The sequence below is a fragment of the Shewanella sp. DNRA4 genome (assembly GCF_012843185.1).
Classification (GTDB): Bacteria; Pseudomonadota; Gammaproteobacteria; order Enterobacterales; family Shewanellaceae; genus Shewanella; species Shewanella xiamenensis.
Genome location: NZ_JABAIP010000002.1, coordinates 30,917 through 54,204 on the forward strand (window position 1 = coordinate 30,917; position 23,288 = coordinate 54,204).

Here is a 23,288-nt window from a genome sequence, read left to right on the forward strand (position 1 = left end):
GTGTGGACAGCATCTGTTTATCACATCAACGATGTTAGTTGGCAACGATGCTGAGCAGTTTACCGGGTACATAGATCACTTTACGAACCGTAACGCCATCTAAGTACTTGATGACTTGCTCGTCCGCCATACCCAGAGCTTCAACAGACGCTTGGTCAGCATCGGCCGCGACTGTAATTTTAGCGCGCACTTTACCGTTCACTTGCACCACGATGAGTTTACTGTCTTCAACCAGAGCAGATTCATCCACAACAGGCCATTGGCTGTCTTCGATGCTGTTGGTGTTGCCCAGCTCATTCCACAGGGTGAAGCTCACGTGTGGGATTATGGGGTACAGTAAACGCACTACCGCAGTTAAGGCTTCGCCGATAATGGCTCTATCTTGACCTGTGGTTTGTGGCGCTTTTTGCAGATGGTTCATTAGTTCCATTACGGCGGCAACCGCAGTATTGAACATCTGACGACGGCCGATATCATCGGTCACCTTCGCGATAGTCTTGTGCACTTCACGGCGCAGTGCTTTTTGCTCGCTTGTTAATTTGCTGACGTCTAGTGCTTCGCTGTTATCCTGCGCCACATATTCGCTGGCCAGTTTCCACAGACGTTTGATAAAGCGGTGCGCGCCTTCAACGCCAGACTCTTGCCATTCCAGCGTTAATTCTGGTGGTGATGCGAACATCATAAACAGACGAACTGTGTCGGCACCGTATTTTTCGACCATTACCTGTGGGTCGATACCGTTGTTTTTCGACTTAGACATTTTGCACATACCGGTGTAAACCAGTTCGTTGCCGTCTTTATCGATAGCCTTAGTCACTCGGCCCTTGTCGTCTTTTTCGGTAGTGACTACATCCAGCGGAGACACCCATACACGGGCACCTTTATCGTTGGTGTAGTAGTAGGCATCGGCCAGAACCATGCCTTGGGTCAGCAGTTGTTTTGCTGGCTCGTTAGTGTTTACTAGGCCCGCGTCACGCAGCAACTTGTGGAAGAAGCGGAAATATAACAAGTGCATACAGGCGTGTTCGATACCACCAATATACTGATCCACTGGCAACCAGTAGTTAGCCTTGGTTGGATCTAACATTTGATCAGCCTTTGGACTGCAATAACGGGCGTAATACCATGAAGATTCCATAAAGGTATCAAAGGTATCAGTCTCGCGCAGCGCGTCTTGACCGTTAACTTGGGTTTTTGCCCACTCTTTATCGGCCTTGATTGGGCTTTGAATACCGTCCATCACCACATCTTCTGGCAGAATAACTGGCAGTTGATCTTCAGGTGTTGGGATAACAGTTCCATCGGCTAAGGTCACCATAGGAATTGGTGCGCCCCAGTAACGTTGACGTGATACACCCCAGTCACGCAGACGGTAGTTTACTTGGCGTTTGCCTTTACCTTCTGCCACTAACTTGTCGGCGATGGCATTGAAGGCGCCGTCAAAGTCTAAACCGTCGAACTCGCCAGAGTTAAACAGCACGCCTTTTTCGGTGTAAGCCGCTTCGCTGATGTCTAACTCGCCGTCAACAGGTTTGATAACCGCTTCGATTGGGAGATGGTACTTTTTCGCAAATTCGTAATCGCGTTGGTCATGACCAGGAACTGACATCACAGCGCCGGTGCCATAGTTCATCAGTACGAAGTTAGCCGCCCAAATGGGTACTTGCTTGCCAGTAATGGGGTGAATCGCGTATAGACCTGTCGCGACGCCACGTTTTTCCATGGTGGCTAAATCGGCTTCTGACGTGGTGCTGTTTTTGCACTCTTCAATAAATTGAGCTAGCTCTGGGTTAGATTGCGCCGCTAATTCTGCTAATGGATGACCGGCAGCAATCGCTACATAGGTTACGCCCATCAGGGTATCGGGGCGAGTAGTGTAGATATCGAATGACTTATCGCTACCTGCCACACCAAAGGTCATCTCCACGCCTTCGCTGCGACCAATCCAGTTGCGCTGCATGGTCTTAACTTGCTCAGGCCAGCCGTCTAAGGTGTCGATATCGTTTAACAGTTCTTCGGCGTAGGCGGTGATCTTAATGAACCACTGTGGAATTTCTTTTTGTTCTACAGGGGTATCACAGCGCCAGCAGCAACCGTCTTGCACCTGCTCGTTTGCTAGTACGGTTTCATCGTTAGGGCACCAGTTTACAGAAGCTGTCTTCTTGTAAACTAAGCCTTTTTCGTACAGTTTAGTGAAGAACCATTGTTCCCAGCGGTAATATTCTGGGGTACAAGTGGCGATTTCACGGCTCCAGTCATAGCCAAAACCCAGCAATTTTAGCTGGTTTTTCATGTACTCAATATTTTGATAAGTCCATGGTGCTGGTGCCGTTTTGTTGTTGATTGCGGCGTTTTCTGCAGGCAAACCGAAAGAGTCCCAACCGATAGGTTGTAGCACGTTTTTGCCTTGAAGACGCTGGAAGCGGGCAACCACATCGCCTATGGTATAGTTGCGAACGTGTCCCATGTGGAGTCGACCTGAAGGGTACGGAAACATCGAAAGGCAATAAAACTTTTCTTTGTTTGCATCTTCAGTAACTTCAAAGGTTTTGTTGTCGTGCCAGTGCTTTTGCACTAAGGCTTCAATTTCTGAGGGATTATATTGCTCTTGCATCACGCTATTTCCGGCAGTGCCGCCTATTTATTTGATCTAACGCCATATCGACGCGAATAAGATCTGCATAGAATAAACTAGAAGCGATGCATTAAAAAGGTTCTATGAAGGAGTATTGATTATGAATAATAGAAGTAGTGCGCTACTAGGACTGTATCAAGCCTTAATTAACGAAGTGAAAGCGCAATTTGCGGAAGATAACTCGCTGACTGCAAAGAATTTATTTAAGTCTGTCACTCAAGGGAAGGAGTTCTTACGCCTCAAAGAACAAGCGGGGGAAGATGAGCTCGCGTTAGTTGAGCAATTCTTAAAGCGAGATATCGCCAGCTTTTTGCGTGAGCAAAATGCCGACAGCTTAAGCCACAGCCCAACGGTGATCACCCTAGAAAACACCCTTTGGCATTGGTTAAGTGAAATCACCGACCGCAGCCAAGTGGAATGGCATGAACTGGCTCAAGACTTTAAACACCACGGCTATTACCAGAGTGGCGATATTGTTAGCCAAGGGGTGATGGTGTGCACTAACTGTGGCCATGAAATGAGTATTGAGTTTCCGGGCGTGATCCCTGATTGCCCCGAGTGTGACCATGAAGAGTTTACCCGTGAGGCGTTAACGCCTTAGCCTTGTGGATGCGCCAGAAATAAAAAACGACGCTTAGCGTCGTTTTTTATTAGCCATCAACAGCCTTGGACATTGATATCGTAAAGCGGTGGTGTGTTGGCATCGGCTGCTTGGGTATAGCGGAAATAACATTGGTCATCGTTGACTAAGGTATTAGCATCCAAGTCGTAGCCAATATATGTAATATCAATACCTTGATATTGAATGACGAGTTTATCATCTTTCTCTATCCATTTTTCGATATCGGTATTGTCCAGATAACCCCACTTGAGGCGGGTTTCTGCCACACCATCACCATTGAGGTCGATGTCAATAATATCATCACGGCCTGCGACGGCTTGACTCTGTAAGCTGGGCATTTGGGTCTTGGAATAGGCTAAGGTATTTGCGGCTTTTACACTGGCATGGAGTTGCAGCAGACTTTTTTCCCGCGCCTCTTTGCTCAGGCCGATAAATTTCGGCGCGGCGATAACCGCTAAAATCCCGAGCACTATGATAACGACCACGAGTTCGATTAAGGTAAAACCTTGAGTGCGTTTCTGATTAATCATTTCAAATTCTGTTGCTGCTTTTGACGACGGATAAAACCGAGTAACAGCAGAGCTCCACATAAGGCTAACAGTGGTGTTTGGCCGATTTTAGCAAACCAAGTTTGGCCTGTAACCAGTGGAATTGTGGCTCGCAATACACCCGTTTCAAATTGCGGCAGAGAAGCTGTGATATTGCCATGCTCATCGACAACGGCGGTTACACCATTATTGGTGGCGCGAACCAGAGGACGCCCTAACTCAATGGCGCGCATTTGAGCAATTTCCATATGTTGTAATGGACCATTTGAGGTGCCAAACCAGGCATCGTTGGAGACGGTTAACAGCAGATCCGTCCCGAGATTAACGCTGTCACGCAATTGTTCAGGGAAGGCTATTTCATAACAAATTGCCGGCGCAATTTTATGGCCTACCGCGCTCAAGTTCGGTTGTTGATAATCGCCACGCGCAAAAGAGGACATGGGCAGATTAAAGAAAGGCGCAATCGGCCGCAGTAAGGCTTGAAAGGGCACAAATTCACCAATTGGCAACAGATGATGCTTTTTAAACTGGTTGCTGCCATCGCTTTCATAATCTGGGCTATCTTGCTGTTTCAGATTATGGTTACCTAATACAATCAGTGAATTATAAAAATCGTCATGTTGACGACTAATAATCCCGGTAATGATGGAGGTGTGGTTAAGGTTGGCCACTTTATTGGCATTATCCAAAAAGTCTTGCACTTGGTAGTCAGGCGCTGGGATCGCTGCTTCTGGCCAGACGATAATGTCAGCATCAAAGTGTTCACGGGACAAATCCATGTATTTCAACAGGGTCGGCCAGAGTGCATCGGGTTCCCATTTCATACTTTGCGGAATATTGCCTTGCACAAGCGCGACCTTGACCGATTCGCCTGTCGGCTTAATTTGTGACAGCTTAGGCGCGACCCAAGTCGCGGCTGCGATGATGGGCAGTAATATCAACAGGCTTTTGTAGCGTTTGCTAAAACACAGAGCTAAGGCGCCCGCGAGCATCGCAATTAAGAAACTGAGTCCCAAGGCGCCAATAATACTCGCGAGTTCCTTTAATGGGCCTTCAGTTTGGGAATAGCCGGCCCAAATCCAAGGGAAACCTGTCAAAACCCAGCCTCTGGCCCATTCGGTTAAGACCCAAAGAGCGGGGAAGAAGAGCAGGTTACGCCATAGCGAGGGAGTATTAGTGCGAGTCAACCACGCTAAACCCAGACCCGTTAAGGCCGGATAAAGCGCTAAATAGAGGGCCAGTAAGGCCATTAATGCGACAGAGGCGGGTAGTGGCAGCCCGCCAAAGGTATCCATACTGACATGCACCCAACTGATACCAACGGCAAAACAGCCAAAACCAAAACTTAACCAATGGAAAAAGCTCGCTTTAGGGCTTAAGGATTCACTCTGCCAAAGGGCTAACGCCATGGCGATAGGATAGATGATCCAGAAGGAATAAGGGGCAAAGGAAAGCGCTGTACTGGCGCCTAAAATAAACGCCAGTACGAGGCGTAACGCACTCAATCGAGACTTTTGTTGGGCAAAAGCCCGAATGTTAGTTAGCACGGATCATTCTTCTTACAAGGAGAGTTATTCTTACGCAGAGGGTTATTCTACGTCTTCACCGATATTGGGATCGGGGAGTTTTACTCTGAGTTGGATTAAACGTCGGGTATCGGCGTTGATAACTTTAAATTCAATACCTTCGATCATGATGCTCTCATTGCGTTCCGGCAAGTGGCCAAAGGCATGGGACACCAAGCCACCAACGGTATCAAACTCTTCATCGCTGAAATGGGTGTTGAATTCTTCGTTAAAATCTTCGATAGGCGTAAGCGCCTTCACCATGTAGACAGTATTGCCGACTTTACGGATTTCGGTGTCTTCAGGGCTATCGTGATCGAATTCATCTTCAATCTCACCAACGATTTCTTCGAGAATATCTTCAATAGTTACCAGACCGGAGACACCACCGTATTCATCGACGACAATCGCCATATGGTAACGTTGGGAGCGGAATTCTTTGAGTAACACATCGACGCGTTTACTCTCTGGCACAACAACCGCTGGGCGGATCACGCGCTCAAGGGAAAAGGGTTCTTCACTGTTAGAGAAACCATAAGGGATCAAATCTTTAGCCAGTAAAATGCCTTCGATATGGTCTTTGTCTTCGTTAACCACAGGGAAGCGAGAATGGCCTGAACCGATAACAGTTGCGAGCAACTCTTCAACGGTATTGTCGATTTGAATCGCGACAATTTGAGCTCTTGGGATCATAATATCCCGAACACGCATATCGGAAACTTCCAATACACCTTTAATCATTTCGCGGGTGTCTTCTGATATCAGTTCGCGCTGTTCTGCGCCATCAATTACATCAACTAAGTCTTCGCGATTTTGAGGTTCGCCCTGAAATAACTGACTTACTCTGTCAAACCAGCTTTTCTTTTGGGCGCTCGTACTCGGGGGGATATCGTCACTCATAGTTTTCTCATTAACCTTGATAGAGAGTATCTCAGTTAATTATTGTTCCTTATATGGGTCAGTAAAACCTAAGCTTTCAATGAGTTGAGTCTCTAATGACTCCATCTCTTCGGCTTCTTCGTCTTCAATGTGATCATAACCTAGCAGATGCAGGCAACCATGTACAACCATGTGTGCCCAATGGGCTTCTAGAGTTTTATCTTGTTCACGCGCTTCATTTTCAACGACTGCGGCACAAATGACAAGATCTCCAAGCAGCGGAAGTTCAATTTCTGGCGGTGCTTCAAAGGGAAACGACAACACATTAGTGGGCTTGTCTTTCCCTCTGTAAGTGCTGTTTAGCATTTGGCTTTCACGGGCATCGACGATACGGATCGTCAGCTCCGCCTGTTCCATGCTATTACCAATGGCGGTTTTTACCCAGAGGGCAAATTGTTCTTCACTAGGAAGATAGTCACTCGCCGTGGCGTATTGCACATCTAAGGCTAAATCAAGACTCATGCTTTATAACTTCCTGTTGCGTTTGTGGGTGCGCTTGTTGATTGTCGCGGCGCTCTTTTTCGGCCTTTATTGCCTGCTCTTTACGATCAAAAGCCTCATAGGCTTCGACAATGCGAGCAACCACAGGATGACGCACAACGTCTTGAGACACGAAGAAGTTGAAGCTGATCTCTTCCACTTGGCTTAATACTTCAATGGCGTGGCGCAGACCTGACTTAACATGTTTGGGTAAGTCGGTTTGGGTGATGTCACCAGTAATGACCGCGCGTGAGTTAAAGCCAATACGGGTTAAGAACATTTTCATCTGTTCAACCGTGGTGTTTTGGCTCTCATCGAGAATAATAAAGGCATCGTTTAAGGTGCGGCCGCGCATGTAGGCCAAAGGCGCTACTTCGATAACGTTTTTCTCGATTAAGCGCTCGACCTTTTCAAAGCCGAGCATTTCAAACAAGGCATCATAAAGTGGGCGCAGATAGGGGTCGACCTTCTGGCTTAAATCGCCCGGTAAGAAGCCGAGTTTTTCCCCCGCTTCAACCGCAGGGCGGGTGAGCAGAATGCGGCGCACTTCTTGACGCTCTAGTGCATCAACCGCGGCGGCCACCGCTAAGTAGGTTTTACCCGTTCCCGCAGGCCCAATACCAAAGGTAATATCATGGCGCACAATGTTGGCCACATAGGTGCTTTGGTTGGGGTTACGCGGTTTTATCACGCCACGGCGGGTTTTGATAACTAAGGCTTTATCGTCACCGCTGTCGTCCTGCTCTAGGGCAATGGCTTCTTGAATGGCCAAATGCACTTGTTCAGGGTCGAGATCCGGCGTGCTGCCTTTGACCGTTTGAGTTTCGATATAGAGCTGCTTAAGTAAGTTATTGGCACTTAAACAGTGACGTGGTAATCCGGTAATTTGGAAATGGTTGTTCTTACGGACTATCTCAACGCCAACGCGACGCTCAATCTGTTTGATATTGTCATCGAAGGGACCGCACAGTGAAGCCAAACGGCGGGTTTCTGCGGGTTCGAGATACAAATTCATTGTGGTTAATTTACTGGACAAACAGTACTCCTATTGTCAAATAACAAGCAAATTATCAAATACCAAGCAAAGTGCTGAGTGAAAGCTAAGTGCGATGTCAGTCAACTATCGCAGCCTCTATTCAGAAGATAATCTCAGTTTACGAGCCATCTATCATAATTGCTAACGGAAAATCACTAATAGCAGGCAGTTGTTATGGCCATAAAATAAGAGGGCGACATTGTCGCCCTCTTTATATAGGTGCACGAACCGAAGATTTAAACCCTTAAGGTTTAAATTGAGTTACGCCCAGTTCATCATCTTGCTTATGCTTCGCCAGAATATCTGATGGGCGCAGGTTACGGCGCAGATCCATTTCATCTTCACCGCGGATAAATTTACCGCGTAGCGAGTTAGTGTAAACGTCGACAATCTCGACATCCACAAAGGTACCAATGTGTTTTGGTAAGCCTTCAAAGTTCACCACACGGTTGTTTTCGGTGCGACCGCGCAGTTCCATCGGGTTTTTCACCGAGGGGCCTTCAACCAGAATGCGTTGCACTGTACCCATCATATGGCGGCTGTAACGCATGGCCTGTTGAGTGATACGGTCTTGTAGAATCGCCAGACGTTGCTTTTTCTCTTCCATATCAACGTCATCGGGTAAATCTGCCGCTGGCGTGCCTGGGCGCGCACTGTAGATAAAGCTAAAGCTGTGGTCAAAACCTACATCTTCAATCAGCTTCATGGTATCGGCGAAGTCTTCTTTAGTTTCACCAGGGAAACCAATAATAAAGTCGGAGCTGATTTGGATATCAGGGCGGGCTTTACGCAGACGGCGGATGATAGATTTGTACTCAATCGCCATATGGCCACGTTTCATTGCGGTGAGAATGCGGTCAGAACCTGACTGTACTGGTAAGTGCAGGAAGCTGACTAATTCAGGCGTATCTTCGTAAACGTCGATGATATCTTGGGTAAATTCAATCGGGTGACTGGTGGTGAAGCGAATACGGTCGATGCCGTCGATAGCGGCAACATAGCGTAATAGCTCGGCAAAGGTACAGATCCCGCCATCGTGGGTTGCGCCACGGTAGGCGTTAACGTTTTGACCGAGCAGATTGACTTCGCGCACACCTTGTTCTGCCAGTTGGGCAATTTCAAGAATGATGTCGTCCGATGGGCGGCTGACTTCTTCACCACGGGTATAAGGTACCACGCAGAATGAACAGTATTTGCTACAACCTTCCATAATTGACACAAACGCCGTTGGGCCTTCGGCGCGTGGTTCGGGAAGACGGTCAAATTTTTCGATCTCAGGAAAACTCACGTCGATCACAGCTTTATCGCCGCGGCGTACTTGTTCAATCATCTCCGGTAGACGGTGAAGCGTCTGTGGTCCAAAGATGATGTCAACACAATGAGCTCGGTCTTTAATCGCTTTACCTTCTTGAGATGCAACACAGCCACCCACACCAATAATCAGGTCAGGATTTTTATCTTTGAGTGTTTTCCAACGACCTAACTGATGGAACACTTTTTCCTGTGCTTTTTCACGGATAGAACAAGTGTTCAGCAGCAGAATATCTGCTTCTTCTGCTTCTTCAGTTAAGGTGTAACCTTGGTATTCGCCTAAAAGATCCGCCATCTTAGATGAGTCGTACTCATTCATTTGACAGCCCCAAGTTTTAATATGGAGTTTTTTGCTCATCAGTTGTGTTGCCCTACGCTGCCCTGTAAAAAGAGTCCCGAGCCGTCGTTGCCTTGTAAAAAGACCAATGGACCGCCCAGTCAAAATAGCGCGACATTTTACCCGCAGTTGTGGCTGCTGACCAGCGTTGTCCACATTTTTACTCGCTAATCCTATCGGGTTATGATACCCACAAAGAAGCTAGGTTTATCGCTATTGATGGGTTTTAGGTGATTTATTCTTGGTGACTTAGTGCGACATTTGCCATTGGCAACAAGCTATTGCTGGAGCAAATGCCAATGTCTTCACGGATTTAGAGTCGAAATACGTTCAACATTTCCGTGGTGTAGTGATATAGGGCATAATCGAGCCTGTTGCGGTAACTGACGGTAACGTTTACATGGTTGGTGTGGCAGCCAATGCATTATTTACAGCGCAGCTGTTGCGAATGGCGATGGTGTGACAAGGTGCATTTGACAAGTCTAAACAACAATATGAGTGGTAATTAAGATGAGCCGAACAATGAGCCAAACACAGCAATCTGCACCGATAACATCAGAGACTCAATCCTTTGATGTGGTTTTAGTCGGTGGCGGCATGGTGGGCGCGGCAACGGCGATTGGTCTTGCACAGCAAGGACTTAACGTTGCTGTAGTTGAGTCCTTTACGCCCGAGGCTTATTCTCCTGAGCAAGCATTAGATGTACGCGTTTCGGCAATAAGCGTTGCCTCTGAACATTTACTTGAACAGTTAGGCGCATTAGACAGCTTACTTAAGATGCGTAATGTGCCTTATCTTGGCTTAGAGACTTGGGAGCTTGATGGCTGTATTACCCAATTTCACAGTTCCCAAATCGGCGCTAGCCATTTAGGCCATATCGTTGAAAACCGTTTAGTGCAGCTCGCCCTGTGGGAGCAAATGCAGCAATGGGAAAATATTCAACTCTTTTGCCCTGAGCGCGTTGCCTACTTTGCGCGTGGTGTTGATACGGTAAGCGTGCACTTACAATCCGGTTATTCACTCGAGGCTAAGCTGTTGGTTGGCGCTGACGGTGCGAATTCTCAAGTACGCCAATGGGCGGGCATTGGAATTTCGGGTTGGGACTATGCCCAATCGGCCATGCTGATTAATATCCAAACCGCTCAAGGTCAGCAAGATGTCACTTGGCAACAATTTACCCCTAACGGCCCGCGCTCGTTATTACCTCTCCCCGGTAATCATGCGTCGTTAGTTTGGTATGACGATGCCAATCGCATTAAACAGTTAATGCAGCTGAATCATAAGCAGCTTGCCGACCAAATTCGCCAGCATTTTCCCGTTCGCTTAGACAGTGACTTTACAGTCGAAGCCAAAGGCAGTTTTGCCCTGACGCGCCGCCACGCGAATGCCTATTTTAAGCCGAATGTGGTGATTTTAGGGGATGCGGCGCACACCATTAACCCGTTAGCGGGTCAAGGAGTTAACCTTGGATTTAAAGATGTTGGAGCTTTGTTGACAGCCATCAAGACAGCATTAACTGAGGATAAACCATGGTGGTCAACCGAGGTGTTAAGCCAATATCAAGCAAAACGTTACCTTGATAATCAGCTGATGATGACCACCATGGATGTGTTTTACGCTAGCTTTAGTAATGATATTTTGCCGCTTAAATTACTTCGCAATGGCGCATTAAAATTGGCCAATATCAATTCTCCCATCAAACAAACTGTACTTAAGTATGCGATGGGGCTCAATTAGTTCCTCGTTGTGAGCACTTGCTCACTCGGTATTTGTTGACTTACGCATTGAGTGCTAAAATGCCGCGTTTTTAACGAGTATAAGCGGCATTATTAGCTCAATATGGTCGACCTGTGTGCTTTGCCATCGACCAATTAACGCAGTATTGAGTGCCATTAGTGAGTGTCATGAGCGAAATTAAATTAATCGTAGGCCTTGCCAATCCGGGCGCTGAATATGCCCAGACTCGCCATAATGCGGGTGCTTGGTATGTGGAAGAATTAGCCCGTATTTGTGGTGTGAGCTTAGTCGCCGATAGCAAGTATTTTGGCCTGACAGCCAGAGCCGTACTACACGGTAAAGATGTGCGTTTACTCATACCGACTACGTATATGAACTTAAGTGGTAAAGCCGTAGGTGCTTTAGCTAATTTCTTTCGTATTACACCTGAAGAAATTCTGGTGGCCCACGATGAGCTGGATATGCCACCTGGCGTGGCTAAATTTAAACTCGGTGGCGGCCATGGTGGTCATAACGGGTTAAAAGACATTATTGCCAAATTAGCGAATGATAAAAACTTCTATCGTTTACGGATTGGGATTGGTCATCCCGGCGATAAAAATAAAGTCAGTGGTTACGTACTGGGTAAGGCTCCCGCGAAAGAACAAGAGCTGATCAATGCTGCCGTAGACGAAGCCGTGCGCTCAACTGAAATTTTATTTAAAGAGGACATGGTGAAAGCCATGACTCGATTACACTCCTTTAAAGCGGAGTAATGTTTGGGTAGGCGCTTTGTTATAGGTCGCTATTCAAACGTCAAGACGATTTATCAATGTGCTGCCAAGGGGCAGTGCGACTAAAACTTGCTGGTGAGTGTGACTTGCCAGCCAATCATCGAGAGAAAGGTAAGAATATGGGTTTTAAATGCGGCATTGTTGGTCTTCCTAACGTAGGTAAATCAACGCTTTTTAATGCGTTAACTAAGGCTGGCATCGAAGCGGCAAACTTCCCGTTTTGTACCATTGAGCCAAACACTGGTGTAGTGCCTGTGCCGGATCCTCGTTTAGATGCGCTGGCGGCAATTGTTAATCCTCAACGTATACTGCCAACCACCATGGAGTTCGTGGATATCGCAGGCCTAGTTGCAGGTGCTTCTAAAGGTGAAGGTTTAGGAAACAAGTTCCTTGCTAACATCCGTGAAACCGATGCGATTGGTCATGTGGTACGTTGTTTTGACGATGACAACATTGTTCACGTTGCAAACAAAGTGGATCCTGCTCGTGATATCGAAGTGATCAATACCGAGTTGGCGCTTGCCGACTTAGATAGCTTAGAGCGCGCCGTTATTCGTCAGCAAAAACGTGCTAAGGGTGGCGATAAAGACGCTAAGTTTGAGGTAGAAGTCCTTGAGAAAATGCGTCCAGTGCTAGATGAAGCCAAAATGCTGCGCTCGATGGATCTTTCTAAGGAAGAATTAGAAGCCGTTGCTTACTTAAATTTCTTAACCTTAAAGCCAACCATGTACATTGCCAACGTGGCTGAAGATGGGTTTGACAATAACCCACACTTAGATGCAGTGCGTGCCATTGCTGAAAAAGAAAACGCCATTGTGGTTTCAGTGTGCGCTGCAATTGAATCAGAATTGGCTGAAATGGATGTTGAAGAACGCGATGAGTTTATGGCAGACCTTGGGTTAGAAGAGCCTGGGTTAGATCGCGTGATCCGTGCGGGTTATCAGTTATTGAACCTGCAAACTTACTTCACTGCGGGCGTAAAAGAAGTGCGTGCTTGGACCGTTTCTGTAGGCGCGACTGCACCACAGGCGGCGGGCGTTATCCATACCGACTTCGAACGTGGGTTTATTCGTGCACAAGTGGTGGCATTTGACGACTTTATTGCCTATAAAGGTGAAGCGGGCGCCAAAGAAGCGGGTAAGTTACGTGTAGAAGGCAAGACTTATATCGTTCAAGATGGCGATGTGATGCACTTCCTGTTTAACGTATAAGTTAGCCATTATTGGGCTAAGCTGTAGAAAGTTAGGCAAAATACGGGCAACAGAGGCTGATTTAGTGTATCTGTTGCTCAGTTTGGTGAAGTAATAGCCGAACGGTTTGTATCAAGGAAAATAGCGAAAAAAAGCTGTTGACCTCGATACCTCGAATAAGCATAATACGCCCCGTTCCTCGCTACGAGGGGCGCGCAATAACGAAGTGGCAATGTAGCTCAGCTGGTTAGAGCACAGCACTCATAATGCTGGGGTCGCAGGTTCAAGTCCCGCCATTGCTACCATTTCGTTATACTGGCTTTTGCTAGCATCGCTTCAGGATGTAAAATTGAAACTGTGCGGGAATGGTGAAATTGGTAGACACGCCAGATTTAGGTTCTGGTGCCGCAAGGTGTGAGAGTTCAAGTCTCTCTTCCCGTACCATTATTTTAAACATCTGCGTTAGCGGGTGATGAAACAAGTTTTAGTTGGGGTATCGCCAAGCGGTAAGGCACCGGGTTTTGATCCCGGCATACCTAGGTTCGAATCCTAGTACCCCAGCCATCATTTCATGTTTCTCAGTTTTTGGGGTATCGCCAAGCGGTAAGGCACCGGGTTTTGATCCCGGCATACCTAGGTTCGAATCCTAGTACCCCAGCCATGGCAATGTAGCTCAGCTGGTTAGAGCACAGCACTCATAATGCTGGGGTCGCAGGTTCAAGTCCCGCCATTGCTACCATATTTAAATCCACGTAAATCAATTGGTTTATCTGGTAAAAATCCAGAGATGCTTGTATGAGTGAATCTGGTACATTTTGATGCGGGAATGGTGAAATTGGTAGACACGCCAGATTTAGGTTCTGGTGCCGCGAGGTGTGAGAGTTCAAGTCTCTCTTCCCGTACCATCAAAATGCAACCTTTACGGTTAAAAAAAGTTAATTGGGGTATCGCCAAGCGGTAAGGCACCGGGTTTTGATCCCGGCATACCTAGGTTCGAATCCTAGTACCCCAGCCATAGTTAAAAAGCCCGTCCTTTGACGGGCTTTTTGCTTTCTGTCGTTTGTATATGCTTGTCGAATCATCCTCTGGTTACTTCGCTAATTTTCAATCTACTTCTCCATTGTTAGTGTGTTATGGCATTGCTGAGTGTTTTGGCGATATGAGAATGACTAATGGCTAAGATGCGCTTAATTGGCTTAGATAGGTGTTTATAGAGATAAAAAAAGCCACAGTGTTCAATAAACACTGTGGCTAACACCGATAAAAGTGAAATGCGACTAAAAAGCTCGCCGAGCGTTGAGTAGTGGTTATTGTACGGGTTTTACTTCTTTAACTGCTGTGGGAGCTGCGACTTCGTTCACCGCTTTTTCAAGCACCGTTTCCTGTGTAGCTTTTACATCGCCTGTAGCAACCGCTTTTAGGGGCGCAGCTGCTGGGATTTGTTCTTGCAGTTTTTCCGTGCCAGCTTCTATGGCCTTTTGCTGCAGTTTTTGCGGATCCGTATAGTCAGCCAGTTCTTTTGGCCAGCTTGGAACGAGTTTCTCTGCTTGATTGGTAAACTGCTCAGAGATAATTTTTGGCGAGCCACCCGTTAATAACATCACTGCCATTTGGTTGGTTTCTGAATTCCATACAAATCCGGCTTTTTCGGCCATTTCAGGCACGGGAGTATAAGTCGACACCATATAAAATAAGGGGCCTTCCTGTTGAATTTTGTCGGCAGTTTTTAACAGAGATACTGTGGTCTCATAGTTATCACCGAGTAGCGACTTCATACGATCTTTAATGAGAGGCTGTTCGAATAGCCCGACATCATTAGGATTTAATCCTACGAGGGGTTTTAGCAGTGCCCACATCAGTTGGCCTTGAGGCGACATTAACAGCAGTGGAGCAACACAGGCGTTTAGCATTAATGCGAGCCAAATAATGTTAAGGCAACGCATTTTTTTGAGCAGAGTTGTACCCAAGATGATATTTCCTTTGGAAGTACCAGCAAGTCGCCGGCGGCGGATTGTAGCCGATTGTGATTCTGTAAACGAGAGGGGGAAGAGGGTAAATTTTAAGTGTGATTTTAAGTCCAAATGTTGCTTTTTATCTATATGAATTAATTGTAATTCTCCAAATGTTGCAAAGTATCTTTATTCGAGAGTTTGTCTCCCTTCAAGTTATACCAGCGCTGCTTTTATCTAACGCTACCGTATTGAGTATGTAAAGATTGTAAACTTGGTGCTTTTTGATAATAAATATCATTTACTATCAGGCCATTAATTTTATTTCATACAGGCACTAAGTTCTGCTGTGTTTTGGCGATTTTAGGCAGCAATCCCTGAAATACCTTTTTTGAGAGTCAGTCGTTGAAATTTAAAGTCAGTAAATCATCTCTTTCCTACGCACGCATTATCCATGTCTACGTCTCAATGGCGTTGCTTTTGTTAATGCTATTTTTCGCGATTACGGGGATCACCTTAAATCACCCCAATTGGTTTTCGTCGGCGGATCAAGAGCCACTGCGCGAGCAGTTTGATATTCCCAGTTATTTAATTCCCACTGCGCCGCAGGAGCCCGAGTGGCGTTTAGCTGCGGGGCATTGGCTTAAAAGTCAATGGGATATGGATATTACCACTGCCGATATCGATGAGGATGAAATCAGCCTAGTGAGTAAGGGGCCTGGTACCTATCGCACAGTCACCCTCGATCTGCTCGACGGCAAAGCCTATATCGAGACCTTAGATTATGGCGTTGTCGCAGTGCTAAATGATCTGCACAAGGGCCGTAATACTGGAAGTGTCTGGGCTTGGGTACTCGATCTTTGTGCGCTGTTGATTATTTTGTTCTCACTCACGGGTGCTTATTTACTGTTACCTCAAACCAAAAGACTAAAAAAATCGTTGTTTTATATGGTGATCGTCAGCTCTGGCTGCGCACTTGTTTATGTTTATTTTGTTCCATAGGGAGAGCCGATTGATGATGCGTCATCTTATTCGCACCACCGCTATCGGTGCGTTGTTTGTGAGTTCTGCGGTATTGGCCGCACCGAAAATGACCGTGGATTTAACCTTGCCAGAAATTACCGAGGGCCAGTATCACAGACCCTATGTGGCTGTATGGGTTGAGGATGCCAAGGGCCAAACCGTTAAAACCATAAGCCTATGGGTATGGGATGAAGGCCATAAATGGCTCAAGGATATTCGTCGTTGGTGGCGTAAAGCCGGACGTGAGGATATGAGCTTTGTCGATGGTATCGCCTCAGCTACACGTCCTGCGGGCCACTATAAAATTGATTGGGACTTAAAAGATGATGCAGGTAAACCTCTTGTTCCTGCCACCTACACGGTGTTTATCGAAGTGGTGCGTGAGCATGGTGGCCGTGATTTGGTCAGACAAAACTTTGATTTATCGGCGGGGGATTTTACAGCCCAATTACCCGCCACCACTGAAACTGGCCTCATTGATATTCGCTTAAGCGGCATGACTCGCTAAGCCTAGTATTTAACGAAAAGGATGTGAAGATGAAATTACGTTTTGTTGCCTTAGTTAGCGCACTGTGCATCAGCCCATTTGCCAGCAGCCATGACCGCTGGATTCTACCTAGCCACTACAATGTGTCGGCAGAAAGTAATGAGGCAGTTTGGATTACTTCTGATGTTTCCGCTAGTAACCAAGTGTTTATGGTTGATAAGCCTGTTACGGCTAGCGATGTGAAAGTGTATTTACCCGATGGCAAGTCGAGTTCACCAAGTTCGAGCTACACTGGCGGCCGTAAATCAGTTTTTGATGTGCAGCTCTTACAAGACGGCACCTATAAGTTCGAGAAAGAAGTTACGCCTCGGTATTTTTCGGTTTACAAAGTCAAAGGAAAAGAAGAGGTAGTGCGTAGTCGTCTTGATAAAAAAGCGACCGCAGCTCTCATGCCAAAGGATGCCTATGATCTTAAAGGCTCATTAACCGTTGCTAGGGTTGAAACCTATGTGACTCGCAATAAACCAACCGATAAGGTACTGGTACCCAAAGGTGAATACTTAGAATTAGTACCTATCACGCATCCTGCTGATATTGTTGAGAATGAACCTGCAACACTGCAATTTGTTTATGATGGAAAGCCCGTTGAAGGCGTCAGCGTAGCCATTATGAAGGACGGTAGCCTATACCGTAACAAGCCAGAGGAAATTAGCTTAACCTCTGATAAAGAAGGTAAAGTGGCTATGACGTTACCTGCCGCTGGCCGTTATTTATTACATGCCTCTATCGAGCGTCCAAGCCCAGATAAATCCCTTGCCGATAAGACGGTAAGCGAAATCTTTTTGACCTTCGAAGCAGGGCTTGAATAAGCTAAAACTTTATTACTAAAGTGATTAATGCCCACAGACGTGTTTGTGGGCATTTTTGTTTTTGGCTCTTGCCGTAATTAAGATCGCACTATCATTCTTTACTACTAGCATCTGGGCGCTAGCTTCAGTAAGCTGCAAGGGTGCACAGTTCTTGATGCATCCCACGCGCATAACGATTAGAATAGCGCAATTCCACCCTGATTTTACTGTGTTGACCTTAGCGTCGGCACGGGTTGCTTTTGTTTAAAGGAGACGAAAGAAGTTATGACTAAGGTTCCTATGACAGTTGTCGGTGCAGAACAGCTGCGTAAAGAGTTAGATATGCTCAAGTTTGAACGTCGCCCTAAAATCACTGAAGCGATTGCCTCAGCGAGAGAATTAGGCGATCTGAAGGAAAACGCTGAATACCACGCAGCCCGTGAAGAGCAAGGTATTTGTGAAGCGCGTATCCGTGATATTGAAGGCAAACTTTCTAACGCGCAGATCATCGATGTGACTAAGATGGTGAACAACGGTCGTATTATTTTTGGCGCGACTGTGACTATCTTAAATCTCGATACCGATGCTGAAGTTACCTACCGAATCGTAGGTGACGATGAAGCCAACATCAAAGAAAACCTGATTTCAGTCAACTCTCCGATCGCCCGAGGATTAGTGGGTAAAAATGAAGGGGATGAAGTGTCTATCACGACCCCCGGTGGTTTGACCGACTACGAAATTATTTCGGTGCAATATATCTAAGCCTTTATATCATCAGGTTATTTACCATTGAAAGCCGCTTTTAGCGGCTTTTTTATGTCTTTTTGATACTTAACACGTTGCGCAATAAGTCTCTTTGCAGTGCAAACTTAGCAAGATGGATAAAGTTTAATTTGCCTCTGAGTTGGCAGTTACTTAAGCTGCATGCTTGGAACTTTCTATGTTTTTAATAAAGCTATTCAAGAAAGCGTTGTTTTTCCTGTAAACATTTTTCACGTAAATTGCTGCGTGCACCATTTAGGATCTGAGTTTGATTAAGTTTTGGCGCCAAGGATTAATGTTACTCTGTGTGTCGATCATTTTGATCGCCCATTCGAGTGGCTATGCGCCGCGCAGCTTAACCGCTCAGCATTTTGCGCCTAAAACAGTAGTGACAACTGTGCTGACAGCCGATACGCCGTCAATCGCAGCGCAAGAAAATACGACATCGCGCCATTCAACTGAACAATCGACTGCGAGCGAGAGTCAAGCGGTTTGCATTGCTTCTGATAAGGTGCAAGCCTCCGATTGTTCCGAGTCTGAATTCGTTAGTCATTCTGACGATTTTAATTTTGCCCCGGTTAACTCCCAGCGTTTTATCAATCTTGTTCAGCATGATATGCGCGAAGTGAAGCCTGTTTACCTGTTGGCCTTTGAGTTCGAACCCGAGCCTGCGCCCGCATTAGGGGAAAATATTCGCCTCGATGCTCGCCCGGATTGGACCCTCTTAGCCGAATCTTCACCCGCGCGGATCTCCGGCTGGAAAGTCTCCAACCTCCAATATCGCTTTAGTCAGCAAGCCGCTTAACTCACTGCTCCCTGTTGCAAGTTAGCAAGGCTTATCCATAACGATACCGTTTGAGTTTGTCACTGAACCATAGGTCGTTAAGGATGCCTTTGATTAACTTTGCATTTTGTCATCCGAAACCTGTACCCGATAACCTAGCGTCAAAGCCTGCGGAATGACTGCCGCAGATACGACTGAATTGCATTGGATTAAATGCATTCGGTTTAGACGGATTTGAATCGGTTATCACCACTGAGTTTGCTGCGTTTAGCGTACTCTTTGTTGAATTCGTGTTTACAGGTTTCACCGTACATACAGTGATTGTTCGCTCATGTTTGAAGGCGTTAATACGCCACTGATTACTATCCGAGCGGGCAAAACTATGCGAGTGATATCTATGGATAAAATTCAGAGTAAAAAGCTGCTAAATCATTATTCAGCTTGGAAATACGTTGTGCTAATTGTCACGATTATTGTGATGTTATTTAGCGCTTTACCGACTTGGTATGGTGAAGACGCCGCCGTGCAGGTGGGCGCTAAAGCAGGGCTTAACTTAACCCCTATTGAACTGCGGGATAAATTAAAAGCGCAGGGCGTTGAGGTGAAGCGTATCGAAGTTAAGCATGCCCAACATGGCAACGCCAATAGCTCAGAAGATGGGCAAACCCTTATTGTACTGAATGATGACAGCGAGCAAACCTTAGTGAAGACCTTAGTGTCATCCATGGTGAGTGAGCCGAAAGAACTCACGCTGGCATTGGTGAGTGCTGCGCCGAGTTGGCTTCAAAATATGGGTTTTGAACCGATTAAGCTCGGGCTCGATTTACGCGGCGGGGTGCAATTTTTGCTGGATGTGGATGTGCAACCTGTCTACCAAGCCCAAGCAGATGCCTTAGTCGAATCCTTAAGACAATTTTTACGCGAACAACAAATCCGTGGCGCCAGTGTGCGTATTGACAACACGCGCGATGATGCCGGATTACAAATAGCGATTGCATTAACGGATGCTTCAGCATCAAACAATAACGCCCGTGCTGCCATACGTCAGTTTATCCAGCAAAGCTATCCAACTTGGCAATTAACCAATGGGGATAATGGCTTAGTGGTCAAACTTGCTCAAGATGAGCAAATTAAGTTACGTAATTTAACGGTGCAGCAAAACCTGCAAATCATGCGTAGCCGTATTGAAGAGTTGGGGATCACAGAGGCTCTAGTGCAGCGTCAGGGTGAACACCGTATCCGCATCGAGCTGCCTGGTGTACAAGACCCCGCCGCCGCCAAAAACGTGATAGGTGCGACGGCAAGCCTGGCCTTTTTTGAGGTTAAAGAATCGGGTTCTGTGAACGCGCAGGTGCTGAAGGATAAATCTGGCAATCCCGTTTATGTGGCACGCACGCCCGTATTAGGTGGCGATCATATTGTCGATGCCCGTGCCAATATTGGTGAAATGGGCATGGCCGAAGTGAACATTCACCTCGACCGTATTGGCGGGCAGAAGATGTCGGAGTTCTCCCGCGCCAATATCGGTAAGCCGATGGCAACATCCTATAGCGAATATAGCCGGGATGAGCAGGGCAAAGCTAAGCAAACACAACAGATCATTAGCGTCGCGACCATTCAATCCCAACTAGGTGATCGTTTCCGTATTACTGGTGCAGGGACTTATCAAGAAGCGCAACAATTAGCGCTGTTGCTACGTGCTGGTTCAATGACTGCGCCTGTAACAATCGTTGAAGAACGCACTATTGGCCCAACACTTGGTGCTGAAAATATTGAAAACGGCTTTGCCGCACTCGGTTTAGGTATGGGGATTACGCTGCTATTTATGGCGCTCTGGTATCGCCGCCTCGGTTGGGTGGCAAACGTGGCACTGATTTCTAATATGGTGATCCTGTTTGGCCTACTAGCGCTTATTCCTGGTGCAGTACTGACCTTACCAGGTATTGCAGGTCTAGTATTGACTGTCGGCATGGCGGTCGATACTAACGTGCTGATATTCGAACGGATAAAAGATAAGTTAAAGGAAGGACGAAGCTTTGCCCTTGCCATCGATACTGGTTTTGATAGTGCATTTTCAACCATTTTCGACGCCAACTTCACTACGATGATCACCGCAGTTGTGCTCTATTCCATCGGTAATGGTCCGATCCAAGGTTTTGCCTTGACCTTAGGCTTAGGTCTTCTGACCAGTATGTTTACCGGTATTTTTGCTTCAAGAGCCTTGATTAACCTTGTTTATGGGCGTGATGCGCGCCGTCATGTGAGGGTATAAAAATGAAGAATATTAATCTGACTAAATGGCGTTATATTTCGAGCGCTATCTCGATCTTTTTAATGCTGGCCTCACTTACTATCATCGGCGTGAAGGGTTTTAATTGGGGCTTAGATTTTACTGGCGGGGTGGTAACCGAAGTACAACTTGATAAAAGAATCACCACTAGCGAATTGCAGCCATTACTGAACGCGGCTTATCAGCAAGAAGTGACTGTGATATCTGCGAGTGAGCCTGGGCGTTGGGTATTGCGTTATGCCGACACTGCACAAAGCAATGTGGATATTGCGCAAACCTTAGCGCCACTGGGCGAAGTGCAAGTGCTAAATACCAGTATTGTCGGCCCGCAGGTGGGTAAAGAGCTGGCAGAGCAGGGGGGACTCGCGTTATTAGTCGCTATGTTAGCTATCCTAGGCTATTTGAGTTATCGCTTTGAATGGCGCCTCGCCTCTGGTGCGCTATTTGCGTTAGTACACGACGTCATTTTTGTACTCGCGTTTTTTGCGCTGACACAGATGGAATTTAATCTAACTGTGCTCGCGGCGGTGCTGGCTATCCTTGGCTACTCACTGAATGACTCAATCATTATTGCCGATCGTATTCGTGAGTTATTGATTGCAAAACCCAAACTTGCGATTCAGGAGATTAACAACCAAGCGATTGTCGCGACATTTTCGCGCACTATGGTGACCTCGGGGACCACTCTGATGACGGTTGGAGCACTATGGATAATGGGCGGTGGGCCGCTAGAAGGATTCTCGATAGCCATGTTTATCGGCATTTTGACCGGCACGTTCTCCTCGATATCAGTCGGGACCTCCTTGCCAGAGTTTCTCGGCTTAGCCCCTGAGCACTATCAAGTTAAACCCATTAGCGATACACCGTAGACGTTAAAACAAAACGGCCACTCATTTGAGTGGCCGTTTTGTTTAAGGCTGGAAAATTATTTCGCTCTTGGCAAAGCAATTTTCATTTCTGGTGATTGACGATAAATCACCAGAATATGACCAATAAGTTGCACTTTTGCAGATTGAGTTTCACGTACTATGGCATCAACGATGGCATTTTTTAGCTCTCTGTCGGCAGAGGCTACTTTCACTTTAATCAATTCATGATAAGCGAGTGCGCTTTCAATTTCAGCGAGTACACCTTCAGTCAATCCATTGGCACCAAGCAGCACCACTGGCTTTAAATTATGCGCCAGACCTTTTAAATGCTGTTTTTGTTTGGTTGTTAAGTTCATTTCTACCAACTTTTGCTGAGTTACTGTTGAAAAACCGCTATTCTACCCTTATATAGCCTTTGTGTAACTCTCAATTGTTGCGGATTTTAAATGTCAGGTAAAAAACGTACGGCCAGTTCCAATCGCTGGATGCTGGAACACTTTGATGATCATTATGTCAAACTAGCACAGAAACGGGGATTGCGTTCTCGCGCTGCGTTTAAGCTTGAAGAGCTTCAGCAAAAGGATCAATTGATCCGCCCAGGTATGACGGTTGTTGACTTAGGGGCCGCTCCAGGTGGTTGGTCACAGGTTGCTGTTAAGCTAGCTGGAGACAAAGGTAAAGTCATCGCCTGTGATATTTTACCTATGGATCCCATCGTCGGCGTGGATTTCTTGCAAGGGGACTTTCGTGAAGAGAAAGTGCTCGAAGCATTGCTAACTCGCGTCGGTGCGGATAAGGTTGACGTTGTATTGTCTGATATGGCACCCAACATGAGTGGTTCAGATGGTGTCGATCAGCCGCGCGCCATGTATTTAGTCGAGTTGGCGTTAGATATGTGTCATCAAGTGTTGGCACCTAACGGCAGTTTTGCGGTCAAAGTCTTTCAGGGGGAGGGGTTTGACGAATATATGAAAGCGGTTAAAGAGGCATTCAAAGTCGTAAAAACACGTAAACCGGACTCGTCGCGGGCACGCTCCCGTGAGGTCTATCTTGTGGCGACAGGGTACAAGTTGTAGTACCCTAGCGTTAATCATCGCAAGACT

At 46.6% G+C, this 23,288-nt stretch carries 21 protein-coding genes and 7 tRNA genes; 19 read left to right on the forward strand and 9 right to left on the reverse strand.

From position 1 onward, the window contains the following. Positions 1–34: 34 nt before the first annotated feature. Positions 35–2,614 (reverse strand): leucine--tRNA ligase, encoded by a 2,580-nt coding sequence (gene leuS, locus HG547_RS02065; RefSeq protein WP_169546856.1) that lies wholly within the window; start codon positions 2,612–2,614, stop codon positions 35–37. 121 nt (positions 2,615–2,735) lie between these two features. On the opposite strand from leuS, the gene HG547_RS02070 reads away from it, so the two are divergent. Further along, positions 2,736–3,236 (forward strand): zinc ribbon-containing protein, encoded by a 501-nt coding sequence (locus HG547_RS02070; RefSeq protein WP_169546858.1) that lies wholly within the window; start codon positions 2,736–2,738, stop codon positions 3,234–3,236. Between the two features lie 56 nt (positions 3,237–3,292). Here HG547_RS02070 and HG547_RS02075 read toward each other — a convergent pair whose 3' ends face one another. From HG547_RS02075 to miaB, 6 genes are all read right to left on the reverse strand, one after another. After that, positions 3,293–3,787, reverse strand: coding sequence for a prepilin-type N-terminal cleavage/methylation domain-containing protein (locus tag HG547_RS02075; protein WP_037431688.1), 495 nt, complete (start codon positions 3,785–3,787; stop codon positions 3,293–3,295). Beyond that, the gene (lnt, locus tag HG547_RS02080; protein WP_169546860.1) at positions 3,784–5,352 is read right to left on the reverse strand and encodes an apolipoprotein N-acyltransferase; all 1,569 of its coding nucleotides are present in this window, start codon (positions 5,350–5,352) and stop codon (positions 3,784–3,786) included. The genes HG547_RS02075 and lnt overlap by 4 nt, the downstream gene beginning before the upstream one ends. Before the next feature lie 42 nt (positions 5,353–5,394). After that, the gene (gene corC, locus HG547_RS02085) at positions 5,395–6,270 is read right to left on the reverse strand and encodes a CNNM family magnesium/cobalt transport protein CorC (RefSeq protein WP_037415189.1); all 876 of its coding nucleotides are present in this window, start codon (positions 6,268–6,270) and stop codon (positions 5,395–5,397) included. Positions 6,271–6,309: 39 nt separating this feature from the next. Further along, a complete protein-coding gene (ybeY, locus tag HG547_RS02090; protein ID WP_023268295.1) occupies positions 6,310–6,771 on the reverse strand; it encodes an rRNA maturation RNase YbeY in 462 nt (153 codons plus the stop codon). Beyond that, positions 6,761–7,825, reverse strand: a complete 1,065-nt coding sequence (locus HG547_RS02095; protein WP_169546862.1) for a PhoH family protein — start codon at positions 7,823–7,825, stop codon at positions 6,761–6,763. Before HG547_RS02095 ends, ybeY begins: the two co-directional genes overlap by 11 nt. Before the next feature lie 244 nt (positions 7,826–8,069). Next, entirely contained in the window at positions 8,070–9,494 is a 1,425-nt protein-coding gene (miaB, locus tag HG547_RS02100; RefSeq protein WP_037415195.1) for a tRNA (N6-isopentenyl adenosine(37)-C2)-methylthiotransferase MiaB, read from the reverse strand. Positions 9,495–9,995: 501 nt separating this feature from the next. On the opposite strand from miaB, the gene HG547_RS02105 reads away from it, so the two are divergent. The 10 genes from HG547_RS02105 (at position 9,996) to HG547_RS02150 (ending at position 14,188) form a co-directional block, all read left to right on the forward strand. Then, positions 9,996–11,210, forward strand: a complete 1,215-nt coding sequence (locus HG547_RS02105; protein ID WP_169546864.1) for an FAD-dependent oxidoreductase — start codon at positions 9,996–9,998, stop codon at positions 11,208–11,210. A 167-nt stretch (positions 11,211–11,377) separates the two neighbouring features. Beyond that, positions 11,378–11,965, forward strand: coding sequence for an aminoacyl-tRNA hydrolase (gene pth, locus HG547_RS02110; RefSeq protein WP_037415200.1), 588 nt, complete (start codon positions 11,378–11,380; stop codon positions 11,963–11,965). 137 nt (positions 11,966–12,102) lie between these two features. Next, positions 12,103–13,194, forward strand: coding sequence for a redox-regulated ATPase YchF (gene ychF, locus HG547_RS02115; RefSeq protein ID WP_037431408.1), 1,092 nt, complete (start codon positions 12,103–12,105; stop codon positions 13,192–13,194). Positions 13,195–13,401: 207 nt separating this feature from the next. Beyond that, positions 13,402–13,478: transfer RNA gene (locus HG547_RS02120), tRNA-Met, on the forward strand. Positions 13,479–13,532: 54 nt separating this feature from the next. Next, positions 13,533–13,617 (forward strand) — tRNA-Leu (locus HG547_RS02125). Between the two features lie 45 nt (positions 13,618–13,662). Then, a tRNA-Gln gene (locus HG547_RS02130) sits at positions 13,663–13,737 on the forward strand. A 22-nt stretch (positions 13,738–13,759) separates the two neighbouring features. Next, positions 13,760–13,834 (forward strand) — tRNA-Gln (locus tag HG547_RS02135). A 1-nt stretch (position 13,835) separates the two neighbouring features. Continuing rightward, positions 13,836–13,912 (forward strand) — tRNA-Met (locus HG547_RS02140). Between the two features lie 81 nt (positions 13,913–13,993). After that, positions 13,994–14,078 (forward strand) — tRNA-Leu (locus tag HG547_RS02145). Positions 14,079–14,113: 35 nt separating this feature from the next. Beyond that, positions 14,114–14,188, forward strand: a tRNA-Gln gene (locus HG547_RS02150). A 292-nt stretch (positions 14,189–14,480) separates the two neighbouring features. On the opposite strand, the gene HG547_RS02155 is transcribed toward HG547_RS02150, so the two are convergent. Then, positions 14,481–15,116 (reverse strand): hypothetical protein, encoded by a 636-nt coding sequence (locus HG547_RS02155; protein ID WP_047540206.1) that lies wholly within the window; start codon positions 15,114–15,116, stop codon positions 14,481–14,483. Between the two features lie 411 nt (positions 15,117–15,527). Here HG547_RS02155 and HG547_RS02160 point away from each other — a divergent pair, with 411 nt between their 5' ends. The 7 genes from HG547_RS02160 to secF all read left to right on the forward strand — a co-directional run bounded on the left by HG547_RS02160 (position 15,528) and on the right by secF (position 22,185). After that, positions 15,528–16,124: a PepSY-associated TM helix domain-containing protein gene (locus HG547_RS02160; protein WP_088585995.1), complete on the forward strand. Its 597-nt coding sequence runs from the start codon at positions 15,528–15,530 to the stop codon at positions 16,122–16,124. 16 nt (positions 16,125–16,140) lie between these two features. Continuing rightward, the gene (locus HG547_RS02165) at positions 16,141–16,653 is read left to right on the forward strand and encodes a DUF2271 domain-containing protein (RefSeq protein ID WP_169547033.1); all 513 of its coding nucleotides are present in this window, start codon (positions 16,141–16,143) and stop codon (positions 16,651–16,653) included. Between the two features lie 29 nt (positions 16,654–16,682). Continuing rightward, on the forward strand, positions 16,683–17,501 hold the full coding sequence (locus HG547_RS02170) for a DUF4198 domain-containing protein (RefSeq protein ID WP_169546866.1): 819 nt from the start codon (positions 16,683–16,685) through the stop codon (positions 17,499–17,501). A 264-nt stretch (positions 17,502–17,765) separates the two neighbouring features. Then, positions 17,766–18,242 (forward strand): transcription elongation factor GreA, encoded by a 477-nt coding sequence (greA, locus tag HG547_RS02175; protein WP_011071421.1) that lies wholly within the window; start codon positions 17,766–17,768, stop codon positions 18,240–18,242. 295 nt (positions 18,243–18,537) lie between these two features. Next, on the forward strand, positions 18,538–19,047 hold the full coding sequence (locus tag HG547_RS02180) for a hypothetical protein (RefSeq protein WP_088586976.1): 510 nt from the start codon (positions 18,538–18,540) through the stop codon (positions 19,045–19,047). A gap of 376 nt (positions 19,048–19,423) precedes the next feature. Continuing rightward, on the forward strand, positions 19,424–21,298 hold the full coding sequence (secD, locus tag HG547_RS02185; RefSeq protein WP_169546868.1) for a protein translocase subunit SecD: 1,875 nt from the start codon (positions 19,424–19,426) through the stop codon (positions 21,296–21,298). A gap of 2 nt (positions 21,299–21,300) precedes the next feature. Beyond that, complete coding sequence (secF, locus tag HG547_RS02190) at positions 21,301–22,185, forward strand: protein translocase subunit SecF (RefSeq protein WP_037415220.1); 885 nt, start codon at positions 21,301–21,303, stop codon at positions 22,183–22,185. A 56-nt stretch (positions 22,186–22,241) separates the two neighbouring features. Here secF and yhbY read toward each other — a convergent pair whose 3' ends face one another. Next, positions 22,242–22,541, reverse strand: a complete 300-nt coding sequence (gene yhbY, locus HG547_RS02195; RefSeq protein ID WP_011071425.1) for a ribosome assembly RNA-binding protein YhbY — start codon at positions 22,539–22,541, stop codon at positions 22,242–22,244. Positions 22,542–22,631: 90 nt separating this feature from the next. On the opposite strand from yhbY, the gene rlmE reads away from it, so the two are divergent. After that, positions 22,632–23,261 carry a 23S rRNA (uridine(2552)-2'-O)-methyltransferase RlmE gene (rlmE, locus tag HG547_RS02200; RefSeq protein ID WP_011625490.1) on the forward strand — a complete coding sequence of 210 codons (630 nt, stop codon included), beginning with the start codon at positions 22,632–22,634 and terminating at the stop codon, positions 23,259–23,261. Positions 23,262–23,288: the final 27 nt, after the last annotated feature.